Consider the following 17,754-nt stretch of genomic DNA (forward strand, 5'->3'; position numbering starts at 1 on the left):
ACCGGGCGCGGTTGACAACCGGAGGGTCAGGCCGCAAGGCTCTAACCGGTCAATCGACGCAGATCGGTTAGGGGCTCGGGTGGGCAAGCAGCGGGTAGTGCTGGACGGACCATCGAACCTGGGGTTGCGGCCGCCGGTCAAGGGCGCGGTGCCGGGCTGTTACAAGCTGGCCGGAGCGTTGCGCGACCAGGGATTGCTGCAGCGGATCAACGCTTCCGACGCCGGGTGTGTCACCCCACCGAGGTACGACCGGGAGGGGTGGAAGCCCGGCGACGGGGTGTTCAACGCTGAGGCGATAGCGTCGTACACGGTGCGGCTGGCTGATCGGTTGACGAAATTGTTCGACGACCAGCGGTTCGTGGTGTTGCTCGGAGGTGAGTGCAGCAACCTGCTGGGTCCGGCGTTGGCGTTGAAGCGGCGCGGCCGGTACGCCGTGGTCTACCTGGACGGCCACTCCGACTTCCGGACCATCGACAACTCGCCGTACGTCGGTGCAGCCGGCGGTGAAGCGCTCGCACTGGTGACCGGACGCGGTCAGGCGGACCTCACTGATCTCGAGGGACTGTCGCCGTACGTCCAGGACACCGACGCTGCCCTATTGGGCATTCGGGAGGACGACGAGTACGTCGGTGACGTCGAGGCGGCCGAGATACCGGTGTGGTCTGCACTCAGGATCATGGCGGAGCCGGCTGCGGACGGCGTACTGCAGCATCTCGAGCGGGAGGAACTCGACGGGTTCTGGGTGCATCTGGATGTGGACATCCTCGACGCCGAGGTGATGCCGGCGGTCGACAGTCCCGACCCGGGCGGAATCGACCACTCCCAGCTCCGAGCCCTCCTTCGCCCGCTGCTCGCGTCGCCGGCCTGCAGGGGGATCGATATCGGCATCTTCGACCCTGACCTCGATCCCGACGGGGTCCATGCGGCCGAGCTCACCGACACGCTGGTCGCGTCACTCACCTGACCAGACGAGACCTTGACCGTGTGGTTCGGCTCGGCCGAGGGTCCGCCGTTCGCCACCAGGCCACGTTTGCAACTCGAGCCGCACAGCTCGCGGCAACGGTTCGAGGCGGAGACGGGCCAGCGGGGTCGACTCTGTGGCCTGGGCGCCGAGATCGGCCAGGTGGTCGTCTACAGCGGCGCGGTCCTCGCGGCTCAGGTACTGCCACATGATGGAGTGCCACACCACCGTCACGTGCCCCTCCGACAGTTCGAGGCCGCGCACGAACGAGACAGCGTCCTCCCGTCGTACGTCGGCCGGCACCTGCCGCGCGATCTCCACCGCACCGCGCAACCGCTCCAGCCGCTGCGACATGTCCGGCCACACGTACGACGTCAGCGTGCGAGCGCCTTCCGCAGTCAGTGGGTTCACCGGAGCGATGTCGCTCCCGACCCGCTCGGCGATCCGCAGCACCGCCGGCTTCAGCGACTGCCCGGACCAGGCGTCCTCGAACACCACAGGACTGTCAGCCGGACCGTACGACGTCCCGTCCGCGGTGTAGTGGAAGTGATCCGCCCGCAGGTTGAGCCCAGCGCTCGCACCGATCTCGAACAACCGGACCGGCAACGGCACGGCCTCGACCAACTGCAGTAGACCACCGTAGAGCGCGGCAGCCCGGCCGACCTCGTTCGTCTGTGGCGGCTGGGTCAGCAACGCCCGCAGCTCGGCGGGCCGCGACTGCAGGGTCTGCTCGAACGCCTCCCAGCCCAGCACCGGGTCCCAGGTCCCACCGACGCTCGGATAGAACGCCGCCAGCTCGGGCACCTCGCCAGCCAGCACCTGGCCGTGCACCGCCGCCAGCAAGCGCAGAGCGATCGCGTCACCGAACGGACGATCCTCATAGCCGGCCAGTACGCCGGTCGACACACCTCCGACCTCGTAGTCGTCCACGATCAGCCGAAGCAGTTCGGCGTACATCGGGGACCCGAGGTCCTCACAGGCAACCGCTTGATGCTGGAACGCCGCTACGACATGCACACCACAGAGACTAAGAGGTCAAGCGATCCAGGATCGTCTTGGCCGTCGTACGCGCGTCCTCCTCGTCGAGTGGAGCGCCCTGCGGATCGGTGAGGTAGAAGACGTCGACACACTCTGCACCCAGTGTGCTGACGTGGGCTGACCGGATGTCCGCTCCGGTGAACGCAATGGCCGCAGTGACGTCGTACAGCAGGCCCGGGCGGTCATGGGCTCGCACTTGCAGCACTGTGGCCGTCTCTGAAGCTCCGGGCAGGAGGTCGACCCGACTGTCGAGCCGGTGCTTCACCGCGGACGAGTCGCGCGCGGCCAAGCGCCGTACCAAGTCAGTGCTGTCGCGGAGCGCCACGGCGAGCCGGTCACGCAACCGGACCGGATCGGGCAGCGAGCCGGCCACCGTCCACTGCGAGATGCCTAGGCCCTCAACGGATGTGATGACAGCGGACCGCACTGCGAGCCGCTCCACCGCCAGCACGGCGGCAACGGTCGACAGCGTGCCCACTTGATCGGGTACGGCGACATTGATGCGCAAGTCACCGTGATGGTCGGCCACGGATACGCCCAGCCGCCCTATGCCTACCACCTGATGCAGTGTGGGCACGGGAACCGGCGGAGCATCGGTCCACATGCCCTCCCCTCCCCCGGACAGCTCACCACGCACCCGACGGCAGAGCTCACCGACCAGCCGCATCCGCCATGGTGACGCTGCCGCCGGACCGGCCGCGCGCGCGTCGGCGTACGTGAGTGCCTCGAGCAGGTCCAGCGTCTCGGTGGTGCGGACGATGCCCACGACCAGATCGACAGTCATCGGGTCGTCCAGGTCCCGGCGAGTAGCGACCTGCGCAAGCATGAGGTGCTGCCGGACCAGCAGCGCGATGGTGTCGGCGTCTGCGTCGGTGAATCCGATGCGGCGAGCAACAGTCCCGGCGATCACGGCTCCGGTGACGCTGTGGTCGCCGTCGACCGCTTTACCCAAGTCATGCAGCAATGCGGAGACGAGCAGCAGGTCAGGACGCCGTACGTCCCGCACCATCTTGGACGCCTCGACACACGTCTCCAGCAGATGCCGGTCGACGGTGAAGCGGTGGACCGCAGACTGCGGCGGCCGGAACCGGACCGTGTCCCACTCCGGCAGGATCCGCGAGATGTAGCCGGCCTGGTCCAGCGCCTCCCACACCTCGAGCAGTCCGCTGCCGGCACCCAGCAGGGCGCACAGCAACCGCCGCGCCTCACCCGGCCACGGCTCGGGCAACGCCATGGCACTCCTGGCGAGCCGACCACACACAGCAGGCGACAGCACGAGCTCACGATCCGCAGCAACAGCGGCAGCGCGCAGCCCAAGTACGGCGTCCCGCTCCGGCCGCGCATCCGGCATCAGTACGACTTCACCCTCGTGCTGACCGACACCGTCATCCAACGCCAGCAGCAGAGGTCCGCCAGTCCGCTGCCGGCGCCTGGACCGCGGCGGCCGGGTCATCAGGCTCTCCACCCGTCGCCACGACACATCGCACACGTGCGCGAGCGTCCGGCCGGTCGCGTACACGTGCCGCAGCAGTTCGTCCCGCCCGTCCAGACCCAGGCCGGCTGCGACCTCACCGGCCAGGTCCGCCACCAGTCGGTCGGTGGAACGACCCGCAACGTTGTGCAGTTCGTCCCGGATGTCCAGCAGGTCCAGCCGCGCCCGCTCCACCACTGGATGCGGTACGTCGACCAACCAGGAAGCCACCAACGAACGCAGTACGACGGCATCCCGCAGACCGCCGTACGCCTCCTTCAGATCCGGCTCGGCGAGATGGGCCAGCTCACCAACCGACGTCGCACGGTCCCGACAGGCCTGTGCCAACGCAGGAAGCCGCGTCCGCGCCGTACGACGCCAGTCCGCCATCAGCACCGAGCGCAGCTGCAGTGTGAGGTGCGAGTCTCCCGCGACATGTCGTGCGTCCAGCAGCCCCAGGGCCACGCGGACATCGTCGGCTGCCGCCTGCCTGGCCTCCGCCAACGTCCGGACGCTGTGATCCAGCTTGGTCCGCGAATCCCACAGCGGATACCAGATCTGTGCCGCCAGCTCGTCCACACGCGGGTACCCCTCGGCGTGCACGAGCATCACGTCGAGATCGCTGTAGGGCGACAGCTCCTCACGGCCGTAGCCGCCGACCGCGACCAGGGCGACGCCCTCGGTGGGCACACCGAGGGCGTCACAGGCCTTGCCGAGAAGCAGGTACAGCAGCGCGTCGGCCTCCTCGGCACGAGCGCGCCGCTGTGCTGCTCGGTTCACCATCTAGAGCGCGTCTCCATCCAGCTCGCCGGTGCGGACCCGGACGATGGTCTCGACCGGCGTGACCCAGACCTTGCCGTCTCCGATCTTGCCGGTCTGCGCGGCCTTCACGATGACGTCCACCACGTCCGAGCTGTCGCCGTCCTCGACGACGACCTCGAGCCGGACCTTCGGGACCAGGTCCACCTCGTACTCCGCGCCGCGGTACACCTCGGTGTGGCCCTTCTGCCGGCCGTACCCGCTCGCCTCGGTCACCGTCATGCCGGTGACCCCGAACGTCTCCAGCGCGGCCCGGACGTCCTCCAGCTTGTGCGGCTTGACCACCGCGGTGATCAGCTTCATGCGTTCGCACCTTCCTTCTCGGACGTCTCGGTGGACTCATTCTCCGGGTCGGCGGCCGGCGCCGGCGGGCGGGCCAGGGCGTTGTGCCCGCGCAGGCCGGCCGCACCGAGGAAGTCGTACGCCGTCTCGGCGTGCTCGGCCTGGTCGACACCGGCGACCTCGTCCTCTTCCTTGAGCCGGAAGCCGATGGTCAGGTCGATCACCTTGGCGAGGATGAACGCGATCGTGAAGGAGTACACACCGACGACGAGGTTGGCCAGCGCCTGCCTGCCCAGCTGCGAGGCGCCACCGCCGTAGAACAGGCCGTTGACGGCCGACGGCGCCGCGGCCGAACCGAGGAAGCCGATCGCCAGCGAGCCGAACAGACCGCCGACCAGGTGCACACCGACCACGTCGAGCGAGTCGTCGAAGCCCAGCTTGTACTTCAGCGAGACCGCGAAGGCGCAGATCCCACCGGCCAGCAGGCCAAGGAAGATCGCGCCGACCGGGGTGACCGCGCCACACGACGGCGTGATCGCGACCAGGCCGGCGACCGCACCGGAGGCCATGCCCAGCGTGGTGGCCTTGCCGTGCCGGATCCGCTCGACGATCAGCCAGCCGATCACCGCGGCGGCGGTGGCGACCTGGGTGTTCACGAACGTGACGGCGGCGGTGGTGCCGGCACTCAGCGCCGAGCCCGCGTTGAAGCCGAACCAGCCGAACCACAGCAGACCGGCGCCGAGGATGACCAGCGGCAGGCTGTGCGGCCTCATCGGGTCCTTCTTCCAGCCGATCCGCCGGCCGAGCACGATCGCCAGCGCGAGTGCGGCCGCACCGGCATTCACGTGCACCGCCGTACCGCCGGCGAAGTCGATCGCCTTCAGTTTGTCGCCGATCCAGCCGCCGTTGCCGTCGTCGAGGAACCAGACCGAGTGCGCGACCGGGAAGTACACCAGCAGCGTCCAGCCGACCACGAACGCGATCCAGCCACGGAACGTGGCCCGGTCGGCGATCGCGCCGGAGATCAGCGCCGGCGTGATGATCGCGAACATCAGCTGGAAGGCGACGAAGGCGAGCGTCGGCGTGGTCCCGCTCACCGCCTCCGGCGCCATCAGGCCCTTCAGGCCGACCTCGGAGAAGTCACCGATCACGTGCCCGGTGTCACCGGCGAACGTCAGAGAGTAGCCGACCACCACCCACAGAATCGTGACGACGGCGATGGTGATGAAGCTCATCATCATCATGTTCAGCACGCTCTTCACGCGCACCATGCCGCCGTAGAAGAAAGCCAGGCCCGGTGTCATCAGCATCACCAGGGCGGCGCTTGCCAGGACCCAGGCGGTATCGCCGGGCACAGTCGTCATGAGCGTCGTCCTTCCATCGTTCCGGACGTGACCGGCGTCCCTCAATCAGGTTGCTCCACAACGCCGGGGAGCCCGCCCGCCAGCCACACCGACACGGTGTCGGCGCGCGGTTTCAGCCGATCGGTCCGTTTGTTTCAGGCATGTGACAAAGAGGGCGATCAGGTGACATCGAGGTGACATCGGCCAAGGTGTGGCACTCTGGCCTGGACCACACGGGTACGCAGCCGCGCCACTGCGCCCGTCCGACCTGGGGAAACGAAATGGGGATCAACCACGGGGTGAGGCCGCGCCGCGGCAGGCCGCGAGACCCGGACGCAGAGCCGAGGATCCGCAGGTACGCCGTGCAGCTGCTGCTCGAGCGTGGATTCGACGGAATGACGGTCGACGACGTCGCCGAGGCGGCGGGCGTCGGCAAAGCCACCATCTACCGGCGCTGGGCCAGCAAGGAACTGCTGGCCAACGACGCGATGGCGGAGCTGTTCGACATCCAGATACCGGACGCGGACACCGGCTCGATCGCCGGCGACCTGCGCCAGGTCTACGCCGACGCACTGGCGTTCGTGAACAGCGAGAACGGCCTGGCACTGATCCGCCTGGCGGTCACGGAGGCGAACCGCGACGAGCGGTCCGCACGGATCTACCGTGAGTTCCTGGACCACCGGATCGGGCTGACCCGGGACGCGCTGGAACGGGCCCGCAAGCGCGGTGAGCCGATCCGGAGCACGGCGGACCCGGTGCTGATGGTGCAGTGGCTGGCGGGCGTGTTCGTCATCCGCGCGCTGACCGGGGAGCCGATGCCGGCACCGGAGGACGCGGACCGGCTGGTGGAGTTCACGCTGCGCTGCATCATGGACAGGGGGTCAGGGGTGAATCCCGGGGCCAATGGCCAGGCCGGCCACGGCCAGTTCGGTGACCCGGCGGACCCGGCCTGAGTTCAGGTCCCAGGCGAGCACCCAGCCGCGGACCTGGAACAGCGGCGTGTTGTGGTCGTACCAGCCCAGTACGGCGCAGCAGCCAGGCTCCCGCACGTAAGGCCGATCCATCGGGGTCGAGGACATCACGGTGGGTTCGCCGAGTATCAGCAGGCGGCTCGGCTCTGCCCGCAGGGTCGAGATGGCCGCCACCACCTGTGGCTGTGAGGAGTTGGTCCGCACCTCGGGCAGATTGTCCGCGATGAAGAGCCTGGCAGCAGTGCTGTCCACGGAGAAGGTCTGCCCGACCCATGCGCGCACCGGCAACTGCAACTGCAGAGCGCTGTCGACGGTCCACTGGCCACCGGCCATGTACCGGAGCACGGCACCCTTGTCCAGCCGGAACGGCGCTGTGACTGCCGACGGATCCGCGGCACCCGCGATCGCCACCAGCGGCTCGTCGCCACTGCTGCTCTCCCCCACCAGCACCCGGTACGCGACGCCCGGACCGCTGACGAGAACGCGCTGGGCATCCGGCAGCCAGGAGACGCTGCGGATGTCCTGGACCGGCATCTTGATGCGGAACACCTCTGCCGTCGCGACGTCAACGGTGACCAGCTCGCCCGGCTGCGGGAAGGCGGCGATCCGCCCATCCGGCGACACCGCTCCGGAGCTCAGCGGCGTACCGGTGCGGATCGGGAGCAGCTCCACGTCGGCTCGCGCCCAGGAGGAGTCGGAGCCCAGCAGGAGCGGCACGTAGCGGTCGCCGCGGTCATCGAGCACCACCGCGGCGATGCGGTCCAGCGGCCGGTCCGCGAGCGGTTCGACGTTGTCCGGTTGTTGCAGGCGATCGCCGAGCGGTGTCTCGAGCCGATCGAGGAACCGTTCGCTTCCGGACGGCGGAGCGACCCAGAAGTCGATCCCGTTGATCTGTCCGTCCGGGGCCAGGTAGTTCGTGTTGCTGGGCGGTGTGATCGGTGGGATGAACTGGGAGTTGTCGTCACCGCTGAGGCTCACTCCGATCGCGGCGATCACCGCAATGAGCACAGCGGCAATCAGACCGATGAGGACGCTGCGCCGGCGGCGGCGCTTGGTTTCCACTCCGGCAGCCCAGGCTGCGTCGGCCAGGTCCGGTTCGGGCAGCCGGTCCGACGCCTTGGCGAGCATGGGCTGGACGTCCTCGCGCCTCATCGCTGGTCGCCCCCACCGATATCGCGAGCCCTGTCGCGGGCGCTGTCGCGGGGGCTGTCACGCCAGTCGCCCCCGCCGAGCGCCGTACGGAACCGGCTGAAGGCGGACATGCCGTGCCCGTGCACGGTCTGGTGGGACATGTTGAGCATGTCGGCCACCTCGAACTCCGTGAGCTCCTCCAGGTGGAGCAGCACGAACACCGTGCGCTGTGCCGGCGTCAGCTCGGCCAGCGCCAGCTTGACCGGGTCGTCCTCGTCCGGGAACGCCTTCACCCGGCTCCACCGGTTCAGAGCAGGCTGGTACAGCAGCCGCTGAACGAAGACGTCCGGATCGTCGACCCTGGTCCAGCGCAGTGCGAGCCGGGTGAAGGCGTGCAGCAGCGCATCCTCGGCACGCTCAGGATCGCCGTACACCAGGTACGCCGTTCGGAGCCATCTGCCCTGCCGCGCATCGACATACGAGGCGAAATCCGGGTCGACCGTTTCGTGCATCCACCCTCCCGCCTCTATTCAACTCCTCAACTACTGCGGGCGGCCACTGCCAGCCGGGTCTCTTCACCGATCAGGTCGAAGTTGATACCACCCGCAGCCATCAGCCCGGCGGCTGCAGCGGAGACGACCTGCGCCCTCGGATCGGCTACATTGCCGGCCGCGAAGACGCCTGGGACCTGGGTGGCACCCATCGCGTCGACCTGAACGGCGGTGCCCAGGACGATCCCATTGGCCTCCAGCTCGGTCGTCTCCAACCCCAGATCGGTCAGGAAGCCCGCACGCGCCCGCATGGCGCTCTGCACCGCCAGCGCCTGCCGTGGGATGACCCTGCCGCCCTCCAGCCGGACACCGGTGAGCCTGCCGTCCTCCACCTCGAGCTGCTCGACCTTGCCTTCCACTACTGAGATGCCGCGGGCCGCGAGCTCCTCCCACTGCTCGTCGGTCGGCTCCGGCGCGGTGTGCAGGAACAGCGTCACGTCGTCACTCAGCTGCCGGAACAGCTGGACCTGGTGCAGCGCCATCACACTGGTCGCCAGGACGCCGATCGCCTGGTCGCGCACCTCCCAGCCGTGGCAGTACGGGCAGTGCAGCACGTCCTTGCCCCACCGCTCGGCCAGCCCGGGTACGTCGGGCAGCACGTCCGTCAGCCCGGTCGTCACCAGCAGCCGCCGTCCCTGGTACGTCGTACCGTCCGCAAGCTCGACCGTGAAGTCACCGTCCCGGCGGGCCGTGGTCACGGTGCCGGTGACGACCTCACCGCCGTACCCGATGACCTCCTGGCGGCCGAGCGCATACAGCTCGGCCGGTGGGACGCCGTCGCGGGTCAGGTAGTTGTGCACATGCTCCGCCTGCGCGTTGCGCGGCGTACCGTCGTCGATCACCAGCACCGACCGGCGCGATCGAACCAGCGCCAGCGCTCCACTCAGTCCGGCGGCGCCTCCGCCGATCACGATCACGTCGTACTTCTTCATCTCCGGCTCCTCTCGGTTGTCTCGAGAGTGCGTGATGATTCTCGTTTTCGACAACTTTGTTTGCCAGAATGGCAACATGGAGTCCTACGACGACGTACTCGAAGCGGTCGGATCCCGGCTGCGCAGTCTCCGCTCCGAGCGAGGTACGACGCTGTCCCAGCTCTCCGAGGAGACCGGGATCTCGGTGAGCACGCTGTCCCGGCTGGAGTCCGGGCAGCGCCGGCCGACTCTGGAGCTCCTGCTGCCGCTGGCGCGGGCACATCAGGTCCAGCTGGACGAACTGGTGGACGCGCCACCGACCGGCGACCCGCGGATCTACGCGAAGCCGATCAAGCGCCACGGCACGGTGCACATCCCGCTGAGCAGGCGGCCGGGCGGTCTGCAGGCCTTCAAGCAGATCCTGCCGGAGGGCTACCCCGGCAACGACGTACGACAGAAGACGCACGAGGGCTACGACTGGATCTATGTGCTCTCCGGACGGGTCCGGCTCAAGCTCGGCGACCAGGACTTCGTCCTGAAGGAGGGTGAGGTCGCGGAGTTCGACACGCGGGTGCCGCACTGGTTCGGCAACCCCGGTCCGGGTCCGACGGAGGTCCTGTGCCTGTACGGGCCGCAGGGCGAACGCATGCACGTCAGGGCGCGCACCAAGTAGCCAGTAGGCTGCGGCGGTCTGTCAGGCGATCCGTGTGACTGAGGAGGAACTGGTAGTGAGCATCGCGTTGTTCACCCTGGGCGGCACCATCGGGATGGCCGGCAAACACCGACTGACCGGCGAGGACCTGGCCGCCGCGGTCCCCGGACTGTCGGAGCTCGGCCGACCGGTCGAGATCCAGGACATCGAGGCAGTGCCCAGCGCCAACCTCACCGCCGCGAAGATGCTCGAGGTCGTCGACGCCGCCTCGAAGGCCGTGTCCGCCGGTGCCGGCGGGGTCGTGGTCACGCAAGGCACGGACACGCTGGAGGAGACTGCGTTCCTGGTCGACCAGGTCTGGCCACATCCGCAGCCGTTCGTGCTCACGGGCGCCATGCGCAACCCCACGCTGGCCGGACCGGACGGCCCTGCGAACCTCCTGGCCGCTCTCCGCGTCGCCTGCTCCCCCGCAGCCCGCGATCTCGGCGCACTGGTCGTGTTCAAGGAGGAGATCCACGCGGCCCGCTGGGTCCGCAAGACGCACAGCACGAGTACGGCGACCTTCGTGTCACCCAACACCGGACCGATCGGGCACGTGGTCGAGGACCGTGTCCGGGTCCTCACGCGCCCGATGCGCCTCGACGGCGTACAGGGCAGCGCAGAGCCGGCAGAGCTCGACGCGACGCGGGTGGCGCTCTACACCGTCACGATGGACGACGACGGCCTGCTGTTGCAGGGGCTGGCGGACACTCACCAGGGTCTGGTGGTGGCCGGCTTCGGCGTCGGACATGCGCCGGCCGCGCTTGCTCCTGTGCTCGGAGAACTGGCCGCGAGGATACCAGTGGTGCTGACCTCGCGGACCGGCGCCGGATCGATCGTACGGAACACCTACCGGTCGGTCGGGTCGGAGTGGGATCTGCTCCAGCGCGGCCTGATCGACGGCGGCTTCCTGGACCCGTACAAGGCCCGGGTGCTCCTTCGGTTGCTCTTGGCAACAGATGACGACATCGCGGCTGCGTTCGGGCAATACGTTTGATTATTGCCTTAGGCAACCTTCCGGGGTTCGGGCGCACCGCCAGCAGCGCCTCCTACCCACTCATCGAGGCTGTCAACCAATCGCCACAAACATCGGACAAATCGTGGCAATTCCGTCGCCTGATCTTGACCTCGACGCCGGACAGTGCTCGGATCGTCACCGCTCGGGGATCGATTTCGAGGATTGGGAGATGGTTGCGCCGTGGTCGAACAGACACAGGGCAGCACAGCGGGGGACAGCGATTACCAAGCGGTCGGCGGTGGTCCGGCGATCGCCTCGGTGGTGGATCTCTTCTACCGCAACGTGCTTGCGGATCCGCAGCTGGCGGGCTACTTCGCCGACAGCGACCTGGCCAAGCTGAAACGGCACCAGGTGCAACTGGTTTCGCAGGTCATGGGCGGCCCGGTCTCGTACGACGGTCTCGCGCTGGCCGAGGCGCACAAGGGCCGCGGCATCACCGGTGACGACTTCGGCAAGGTGGTGGTGCACCTGGTCGCCGCGCTGGAGGCGCACGACGTACCGGCCGACATCATCGGTCGGGTGGTGACAGCGCTGGGGGCCACCCAGGACGACATCGTCGGGGCGCACTGACGCGGATGGACCCGGCTGCTCTGAAGAACAGCTGGGCACTGGTCGCCAAATCCGGTGACGAGGTGCCGCTGTTCTTCTACTCCCATCTGTTCCTTTCCCATCCTGAGGTCCGGGAGATGTTCCCGGTCTCGATGGCCGCCCAACGCGACAAGCTCGTCGGCGCTCTCGGCGCCGTGGTCAGCAACGCCGCACAAATCGACGAGGTGGTGCCGTTCCTGCAACAACTCGGCCGCGACCACCGGCGCTTCTCGGTCGTCGCCGAGCACTACTCCGCGGTCGGCGCGTCCCTGCTCGCGACGCTGCAGCACTTCCTGGGTGCTGCGTGGACGTCCGAGCTGGCCGCCGACTGGGCTGAGGCGTACGGCCTGGTCGCGACCGTGATGGTCCAGTCCGCCGAGGAGTCGGCCGAGGACTACCCCGCCTGGTGGTCCGGTGAGGTGCTCGGCGTGGACCGTCGCACGATGGACGTGACCATCGTGCAGATCCACCCGGAGCGACCGCTGGAGTACCGGCCGGGTCAGTCGGTGGCGGTCGAGATTCCCTACCGGCCGCGGCGGTGGCGCTACTACAGTCCGGCCAACGCACCGCGCAGCGACGGTTCGTTCGAGCTGCACATCGGCCTGGTCCCCGGCGGCCAGGTCAGTGGGCCTGCCGTCCGGTCGCTCAAGCGCGGTGACCCGGTCCGCATCGGCGCACCGGTCGGCGACTCCCTCAAGCTCCCGGAGGAGGACGGCCGGGATCTCGTGATGATCGCCGGCGGCACCGGACTGGCGCCGTTCCGGGCGATGCTCGAGCAGCTCGACCGGCGGACCCAGTCGAGCCAGGTCCCGCGCGTGCATCTGTTCCACGGAGCCCGGATGCCGTGGAATCTGTACGAGCACAAGCAGCTGACCAGCCTCACCCAGCGGCCCTGGTTCAGCTACACCCCGGTCGTGTCCGACGACTCGTCGTACCCCGGGGAACGTGGGCAGGTCGGCGCAGTGGCCGCTGCCCGCGGGCCGTGGACGGACCGCACCGCCCTGGTGTGCGGCTCGCCCGCCATGGTCCGGCACACGGTCGCCCATCTCACCGAAGCCGGTGTGCCGACCACCGCCATCCACACCGAATCCTTGGGGATCACGACCTCGGCAGGGAGTCAGCAGTGACGCGCCAAGATCCGTTCGCCGGCCGACCGGCTCAATCGCCGTACACGATCCGGCACAAGACCTTCGGCACCCGCCGCAAGGGCCTGGACCAGAACGAAGTCACGGCGTACCTGGGCGACCTGGCGGACCAGATCGAGTACGCCGACGCGGACCGGGCGGAGCTGCGGGCGGAGGTCGAGCGGCTCCGCAGCAGTACGCCGGACGCGGACCAGCGTGCCCACATCACCGCCCACGCGGTCGGACTGCTCAGCCAGGCGCAGCAGATCGCGGACAACCTGGTGGCCGAGGCGGAGCAGTACGCAAAGGATCTGGTGGAGACCGCTCGCACCCAGCAGCGGGACGCACTGGCGCAGGCTCGCGACTCGGTGGAGTCGGCTGTGAAGCACTTCCCGGCGAGTGATGCTCCGGTCGCCGACCTGGAGTACGTGCGGACGTTCACCCGGGTCGCACATGTGCAACTCCGGTCCGTCCTCGACGCGTTGGCGGAGCAGGTCGAGCGGCTGGGTCACCTACCGCAGGTACCGGCCGAGGCGACTCCCCCTCCCCCGGACGCCGAGGTGCTGTGGTGGAACGACCTGTCCGCCGGCCCGGACGGGGGCGGCGTTCAGGAAACGCCGACGGTGGCCGGCCACCGTCGGCCTATCTGAGCGCTGCCGCTTTGTTGGTCAGGTAGTCGCGCTCGGGGATGCTCGTCGTACCGTGGGCCGCCGCGCGGAAGTGTCGCGCGGCGGTCTCGTGGTCGCCCTTCATCTCGTACAGATGCCCGCGTACGGCGTCCAGACGGTAGTGGCCGGGGAGTTCCTCGTCGAGTGGCTCGAGGAGGATCAGACCGGCGTCAGGCCCATCCACCATCGCGGCGGCGATGGCCCGGTTGAGCTTCACCATCGGGTTGCCGGACAGGTCCTCCAGCAGGCCGTACAGCGCGAGGATCTGCGGCCAGTCGGTGTCCTCCGCCCGGTCCACTTCGTCGTGCAGCGCTGCGATCGCGGCCTGCAGTTGGTACTCCCCTAATGGCGGCGTGTCGAAGGCTTGCACGGCCAGTGCGACGCCTTCGGTGATGTGGTCCTTGTTCCAGAGCGTGCGGTCCTGGTCCGCGAGCGGGATGAGCTCTCCGGCGGTGCCGGTGCGGGCGGGGCGGCGAGCGTCGCTGAGGAGCATCAGCGCGAGCAGTCCGGTGACCTGTCCGTCGTCCGGCAGGAGTGCGTGCACGCTCCGCGTCAGACGGATCGCTTCCGTCGACAGATCGCTGCGCTGCAACTCCGGACCGCTGGTACTGGTGTAGCCCTCGTTGAACATCAGGTACAGCACGTGCAGCACGTTGCGGAGTCGCTCCTCGCCGGTGTCCAGCTCGAAGGCGACGCCCTTGAGCCGCTGCTTCGCCCGGCTGATCCGCTGCGCCATCGTTGCCTCAGGCACCAAGTAGGCGTGCGCGATCTCGGCGGTCGTCAGGCCGCCGACCGCCCGCAACGTGAGCGCGATGGCTGATGCAGGCGTCAGCTTCGGGTGGCAGCACAGGAACAGCAGCCGCAGCGCGTCGTCCTGCTCCTCGACATCCTCCGGCGGTACGTCGCGCAGCGCGGCCTTCTCCTCGCGGCGTCGCCGGGCCTGCTCCTGCCGGACCTCGTCGATCAGCCGCCGCGACGCTGCCTGGATCAGCCACGCCTTCGGGTTGTCCGGCGTACCGTCTCGCGGCCAGGTGGTCGCAGCGGCCAGCAGTGCCTCCTGGACGGCGTCCTCCGCCGCCGCGAAGTCGCCGGACCAGCGGACGACCGCACCGACGACCTGCGGCGTCAGCTCACGCAGCAGGTCCTCGAGGCGACGGTCATTCGTAGAGGTCGGCATCCGACTCCATCACGCGGCGGACCTCAATCGGCTGCTCGACCGGGACACCGCCCGGGCCGGGCGCGGCGGACTGCACGGCCGCGATCTCCAGTGCGCGTTCCTCCGACTCCACGTCGACCATCGTGTAGCCGGCCAGCACCTCCTTGGACTCGGCGTACGGACCGTCCGTCAGCACCGGCGCACTCACGCTGGCAGCCCGGACCACCTTGGCGTGCTGGGGCCAGGTCAGGGCCTGCGCCTCCACCAGCTCACCGCTCTCCCGCAGCCGCTCCAGGTGGTCGGTCAGGTACTGCAGGTGCGCCTTCATGTCGGGCTCGTCCCACTCCAGCATCGGGGTGTCGACGTTGCCGCCGTCGTAGTGCATCAGCAGCAAGAACTTGGTCATCTCGTCTCCTCCTTCGGCCCACCTCAGTGGGGGCGGACCCGCTCCGGACTCGCGGTCTCCAGCGGTACGTCGGCCGCGGGGATGACACCGAGCTGCGTGGTCTGCCGGTGCAGTGTCGCATCGAACAGCCACTCGGTCGCCGTACGGACGCGGTTGCCCGGCATGGAGATCAGATGGTAGCCACGAGTCACCGCCTTGGCGGGGAGACCGGCCAGCGGGACCTGCAGCGGGTTGGCCGCCGCCTGCTTGCCGCCCAGATCCACCACGAAGCCGAGGTCCTTGTGGACGTACGGCTTCCGCTCACCGGTCCCGAAGCTGGCAGCCACGTTCTTGGCAGCCCGCCGCCCCTGCCGCTCGGCATGTTGCGCGGTCATCGGTGTGACCTCGCCAGGCCGCGTCAGGTCAGGTACGGCGGCCGCGTCGCCGCAGGCGAACACCTCTGGGCGGTCGGGCACGTTCAGGTACTCGTCGACCAGCAGACGCCCCTTCTCCGTCTTCAGACCGAGCGCCTCGACCACAGGGTCCGGGCGGACGCCGACACACCAGATCAGCGAGTGCGTCGGCACCTCGGACTGGTCGGTGAGTCGGACACCGTCGTGCATGGCCTCTTCGACCGACGTACCCATCAGGACCTCGACACCACGCTCGCGCAGGACTCTGTCGGCCGTACGTGACAGGCGCTCGTCCAGCTCGGGCAGGACGCGGCCGGCGATGTCCAGCAGCATCCAGCGCATCCGCTGGTCGCGCAGGCGCGGTCTGCGCTTCTTGAGCAGCTCGGTGTACAGGACGCCGTGCGCGGCCACCTCCGTGCCCGTGTAGCCCGCTCCGACGACGACGAACGTGCAGAGTGCGTCCCGCGCGGCCACATCGTCGGTGGCGTCGGCGAGCTCGATCTGCTGGGTCAGGTGGTCCCGCAGGAAGACCGCTTCGGGGATGCCACGGAAGCCGTGCGCGTACTCCGTCACGCCGGGGATGGGCAGCAGCTTGTTCACACTGCCCGCGGCGATGATCAGCCGGTCGTACTCGATCTCGTCGCGCCGGTCGAGCGGATCGGCGTACTGCACCGTGCGCCGGTCCAGGTCGAGTCCCTCGACTTCTCCGAGCACCAGGCGGACGTCCGGCAGCGCGTCCGCGATCGACACCGTGATGTGCCGGGGCTCCAGGATGCCGGTCGCGACCTCCGGAAGCAGTGGAACATACAGGAAATAGTCCGTCGGGTTGATCACCACGACCTCGGCCCGGCCCTTGGCCAGCCGGCACAGCGTCTTGGCCGCGTGGAATCCGGCGAATCCGGCACCGATGATCACGACTCTTGGCAGCGTCATGCCACCTGAGTACCAGATCAACCCGGCCGGCAAACAGCCTCAGTCCAAAGCGGGCGTCAGTCCAGCGTCGTGTCGGTCCAGCGGCGTGTCAGTCCAGCGGCGTGTCAGTCCAGCAGGGCGTCGACGAACTGCTCGGCGTCGAACGGCGCCATGTCGTCGGCGCCCTCGCCCAGGCCGACCAGTTTGACCGGTACGCCGAGCTCTCGCTGGACGGCGATCACGATGCCGCCCTTCGCCGTACCGTCGAGCTTGGTCAGGACCAGTCCGGTGACGTCGATGACCTCGGCGAAGACGCGGGCCTGGGTGAGGCCGTTCTGGCCGGTGGTGGCGTCGATGACGAGCAGCACCTCGTCCACCTCGGCGGTCTTCTCGATCACCCGCTTCACCTTGCCCAACTCGTCCATCAGGCCGGTCTTGGTGTGCAGCCGTCCGGCCGTGTCGACCAGGACCGCGTCGGCCTCCTCCTCGATGCCCTGCTTGACCGAGTCGAACGCGACGCTGGCCGGGTCGCCGCCCTCGGGGCCGCGCACGGTCCGGACCCCGACCCGGTCACCCCAGGTCTGCAGCTGGTCCGCTGCCGCGGCCCGGAACGTGTCGGCCGCACCGAGTACGACGTGCTTGTCCTCCGCGACCAGAACCCGCGCGAGCTTGCCGACCGTGGTGGTCTTGCCGGTTCCGTTCACGCCCACGACCATCACGACCGCCGGCTGCATCTCCTTGCGGCTCACCTTCAGCGTCCGGTCCAGCGACGGGTCGACCAGCGCGATCAGCTCCTCGCGGAGGATGTCGCGGGCCTGTGCGCCGCCGACGCCTTCCACCCGCATCCGGGTCCGCAGCTTCTCGACCAGCTCCTGTGTGGGCGCCACACCGACGTCCGCCGTGATCAGCGTGGTCTCGATGTCCTCCCACGCCTCCTCGTCCAGCTTGTCCCGCGACAGCAGTGCGAGCAGGCCCTTGCCCAGCGACCCCTGCGACCGCGCCAGCCGCGCGCGCAGCCGGACCAGCCGTCCCTGCGCGGACTCCGGCTTCTCGATCGTCGCGGCCGGGGACTCCGCCGGTAGCTCGGTGTCCTCCAGCGTCCGGGTCGGCGTGTCCCGCGGCTCTTCGGCGTCCTCACCGACCGTGGGCTCAGCGGTGTCGAGCCGCGCCGGCTGAGTGGCCTGCGGGAGCTGGGACCTCCGCCGCCGGGACACGACGAGTCCGGCGGTACCGGCGACCAGGACAGCCGCGATCACGACGATGATCGCGATCAGGGCCTGGTCCGAGAGCAGAGTGACAAGCTGTGGAGTCAACACGGTTC

18 protein-coding genes are annotated in these 17,754 nt (G+C 68.9%); 7 read left to right on the top strand and 11 right to left on the bottom strand.

Annotated features, from left to right (window positions below; genetic code table 11):
* The first annotated feature begins 79 nt into the window (after positions 1–79).
* Entirely contained in the window at positions 80–964 is an 885-nt protein-coding gene (locus E0H75_RS33550; protein WP_238163425.1) for an arginase family protein, read from the top strand.
* On the opposite strand, the gene E0H75_RS33555 is transcribed toward E0H75_RS33550, so the two are convergent.
* The 4 genes from E0H75_RS33555 to E0H75_RS33570 are packed head-to-tail and all read right to left on the bottom strand — an operon-like array spanning position 953 to position 5,935.
* Complete coding sequence (locus E0H75_RS33555; protein WP_131517733.1) at positions 953–1,978, bottom strand: DUF2332 domain-containing protein; 1,026 nt, start codon at positions 1,976–1,978, stop codon at positions 953–955. The two genes, E0H75_RS33550 and E0H75_RS33555, sit on opposite strands and share 12 nt — an antisense overlap.
* A gap of 10 nt (positions 1,979–1,988) precedes the next feature.
* Entirely contained in the window at positions 1,989–4,253 is a 2,265-nt protein-coding gene (locus E0H75_RS33560) for a [protein-PII] uridylyltransferase (protein ID WP_131517734.1), read from the bottom strand.
* Positions 4,254–4,592, bottom strand: a complete 339-nt coding sequence (locus E0H75_RS33565; RefSeq protein ID WP_131355085.1) for a P-II family nitrogen regulator — start codon at positions 4,590–4,592, stop codon at positions 4,254–4,256.
* Positions 4,589–5,935, bottom strand: coding sequence for an ammonium transporter (locus E0H75_RS33570; RefSeq protein ID WP_131517735.1), 1,347 nt, complete (start codon positions 5,933–5,935; stop codon positions 4,589–4,591). The genes E0H75_RS33565 and E0H75_RS33570 overlap by 4 nt, the downstream gene beginning before the upstream one ends.
* Before the next feature lie 260 nt (positions 5,936–6,195).
* Between E0H75_RS33570 and E0H75_RS33575 the strand changes: the two genes are divergently transcribed.
* Positions 6,196–6,867 (top strand): TetR/AcrR family transcriptional regulator, encoded by a 672-nt coding sequence (locus tag E0H75_RS33575; protein ID WP_131517736.1) that lies wholly within the window; start codon positions 6,196–6,198, stop codon positions 6,865–6,867.
* Here the strand turns inward: E0H75_RS33575 and E0H75_RS33580 are convergent.
* From E0H75_RS33580 to E0H75_RS33590, 3 genes are read right to left on the bottom strand one after another with little or no spacing between them, the layout of a single operon-like run.
* Entirely contained in the window at positions 6,796–8,037 is a 1,242-nt protein-coding gene (locus E0H75_RS33580; protein ID WP_131517737.1) for a hypothetical protein, read from the bottom strand. The two genes, E0H75_RS33575 and E0H75_RS33580, sit on opposite strands and share 72 nt — an antisense overlap.
* Positions 8,034–8,528, bottom strand: coding sequence for a sigma factor-like helix-turn-helix DNA-binding protein (locus E0H75_RS33585; protein WP_131517738.1), 495 nt, complete (start codon positions 8,526–8,528; stop codon positions 8,034–8,036). The genes E0H75_RS33580 and E0H75_RS33585 overlap by 4 nt, the downstream gene beginning before the upstream one ends.
* A 26-nt stretch (positions 8,529–8,554) precedes the next feature.
* A complete protein-coding gene (locus tag E0H75_RS33590; RefSeq protein ID WP_131517739.1) occupies positions 8,555–9,499 on the bottom strand; it encodes an NAD(P)/FAD-dependent oxidoreductase in 945 nt (314 codons plus the stop codon).
* A 76-nt stretch (positions 9,500–9,575) separates the two neighbouring features.
* On the opposite strand from E0H75_RS33590, the gene E0H75_RS33595 reads away from it, so the two are divergent.
* The 5 genes from E0H75_RS33595 (at position 9,576) to E0H75_RS33615 (ending at position 13,549) form a co-directional block, all read left to right on the top strand.
* Positions 9,576–10,151: a helix-turn-helix domain-containing protein gene (locus E0H75_RS33595; protein WP_131517740.1), complete on the top strand. Its 576-nt coding sequence runs from the start codon at positions 9,576–9,578 to the stop codon at positions 10,149–10,151.
* Between the two features lie 55 nt (positions 10,152–10,206).
* Positions 10,207–11,166 (top strand): asparaginase, encoded by a 960-nt coding sequence (locus tag E0H75_RS33600; RefSeq protein ID WP_131517741.1) that lies wholly within the window; start codon positions 10,207–10,209, stop codon positions 11,164–11,166.
* Positions 11,167–11,367: 201 nt separating this feature from the next.
* Positions 11,368–11,757, top strand: a complete 390-nt coding sequence (locus E0H75_RS33605) for a group I truncated hemoglobin (protein WP_165554202.1) — start codon at positions 11,368–11,370, stop codon at positions 11,755–11,757.
* 5 nt (positions 11,758–11,762) lie between these two features.
* Positions 11,763–12,902: a globin domain-containing protein gene (locus tag E0H75_RS33610; protein ID WP_131517743.1), complete on the top strand. Its 1,140-nt coding sequence runs from the start codon at positions 11,763–11,765 to the stop codon at positions 12,900–12,902.
* Positions 12,899–13,549 (top strand): DivIVA domain-containing protein, encoded by a 651-nt coding sequence (locus E0H75_RS33615; protein ID WP_165554204.1) that lies wholly within the window; start codon positions 12,899–12,901, stop codon positions 13,547–13,549. Before E0H75_RS33610 ends, E0H75_RS33615 begins: the two co-directional genes overlap by 4 nt.
* On the opposite strand, the gene E0H75_RS33620 is transcribed toward E0H75_RS33615, so the two are convergent.
* From E0H75_RS33620 to ftsY, 4 genes are all read right to left on the bottom strand, one after another.
* Positions 13,542–14,744, bottom strand: a complete 1,203-nt coding sequence (locus E0H75_RS33620; RefSeq protein ID WP_131517745.1) for an RNA polymerase sigma factor — start codon at positions 14,742–14,744, stop codon at positions 13,542–13,544. The two genes, E0H75_RS33615 and E0H75_RS33620, sit on opposite strands and share 8 nt — an antisense overlap.
* Positions 14,725–15,129 (bottom strand): YciI family protein, encoded by a 405-nt coding sequence (locus E0H75_RS33625; RefSeq protein WP_131517746.1) that lies wholly within the window; start codon positions 15,127–15,129, stop codon positions 14,725–14,727. The genes E0H75_RS33620 and E0H75_RS33625 overlap by 20 nt, the downstream gene beginning before the upstream one ends.
* Before the next feature lie 23 nt (positions 15,130–15,152).
* Positions 15,153–16,454 carry an NAD(P)/FAD-dependent oxidoreductase gene (locus E0H75_RS33630; protein ID WP_131517747.1) on the bottom strand — a complete coding sequence of 434 codons (1,302 nt, stop codon included), beginning with the start codon at positions 16,452–16,454 and terminating at the stop codon, positions 15,153–15,155.
* 104 nt (positions 16,455–16,558) lie between these two features.
* On the bottom strand, positions 16,559–17,749 hold the full coding sequence (ftsY, locus tag E0H75_RS33635) for a signal recognition particle-docking protein FtsY (protein WP_131517748.1): 1,191 nt from the start codon (positions 17,747–17,749) through the stop codon (positions 16,559–16,561).
* Positions 17,750–17,754: the final 5 nt, after the last annotated feature.

This window comes from Kribbella capetownensis, assembly GCF_004331485.1.
GTDB classification, from domain to species: domain Bacteria; phylum Actinomycetota; class Actinomycetes; order Propionibacteriales; family Kribbellaceae; genus Kribbella; species Kribbella capetownensis.

Coding starts and splice junctions, on each gene's coding strand:
- E0H75_RS33590 (WP_131517739.1), bottom strand. CDS start 9,499: ATGAAGAAGTACGACGTGATCGTGATCGGCGGAGGCGCCGCCGGACTG.
- E0H75_RS33625 (WP_131517746.1), bottom strand. CDS start 15,129: ATGACCAAGTTCTTGCTGCTGATGCACTACGACGGCGGCAACGTCGAC.
- E0H75_RS33560 (WP_131517734.1), bottom strand. CDS start 4,253: ATGGTGAACCGAGCAGCACAGCGGCGCGCTCGTGCCGAGGAGGCCGAC.
- E0H75_RS33575 (WP_131517736.1), top strand. CDS start 6,196: ATGGGGATCAACCACGGGGTGAGGCCGCGCCGCGGCAGGCCGCGAGAC.
- E0H75_RS33565 (WP_131355085.1), bottom strand. CDS start 4,592: ATGAAGCTGATCACCGCGGTGGTCAAGCCGCACAAGCTGGAGGACGTC.
- E0H75_RS33620 (WP_131517745.1), bottom strand. CDS start 14,744: ATGCCGACCTCTACGAATGACCGTCGCCTCGAGGACCTGCTGCGTGAG.
- E0H75_RS33610 (WP_131517743.1), top strand. CDS start 11,763: ATGGACCCGGCTGCTCTGAAGAACAGCTGGGCACTGGTCGCCAAATCC.
- E0H75_RS33595 (WP_131517740.1), top strand. CDS start 9,576: ATGGAGTCCTACGACGACGTACTCGAAGCGGTCGGATCCCGGCTGCGC.
- E0H75_RS33570 (WP_131517735.1), bottom strand. CDS start 5,935: ATGACGACTGTGCCCGGCGATACCGCCTGGGTCCTGGCAAGCGCCGCC.
- E0H75_RS33580 (WP_131517737.1), bottom strand. CDS start 8,037: ATGAGGCGCGAGGACGTCCAGCCCATGCTCGCCAAGGCGTCGGACCGG.
- E0H75_RS33585 (WP_131517738.1), bottom strand. CDS start 8,528: ATGCACGAAACGGTCGACCCGGATTTCGCCTCGTATGTCGATGCGCGG.
- E0H75_RS33630 (WP_131517747.1), bottom strand. CDS start 16,454: ATGACGCTGCCAAGAGTCGTGATCATCGGTGCCGGATTCGCCGGATTC.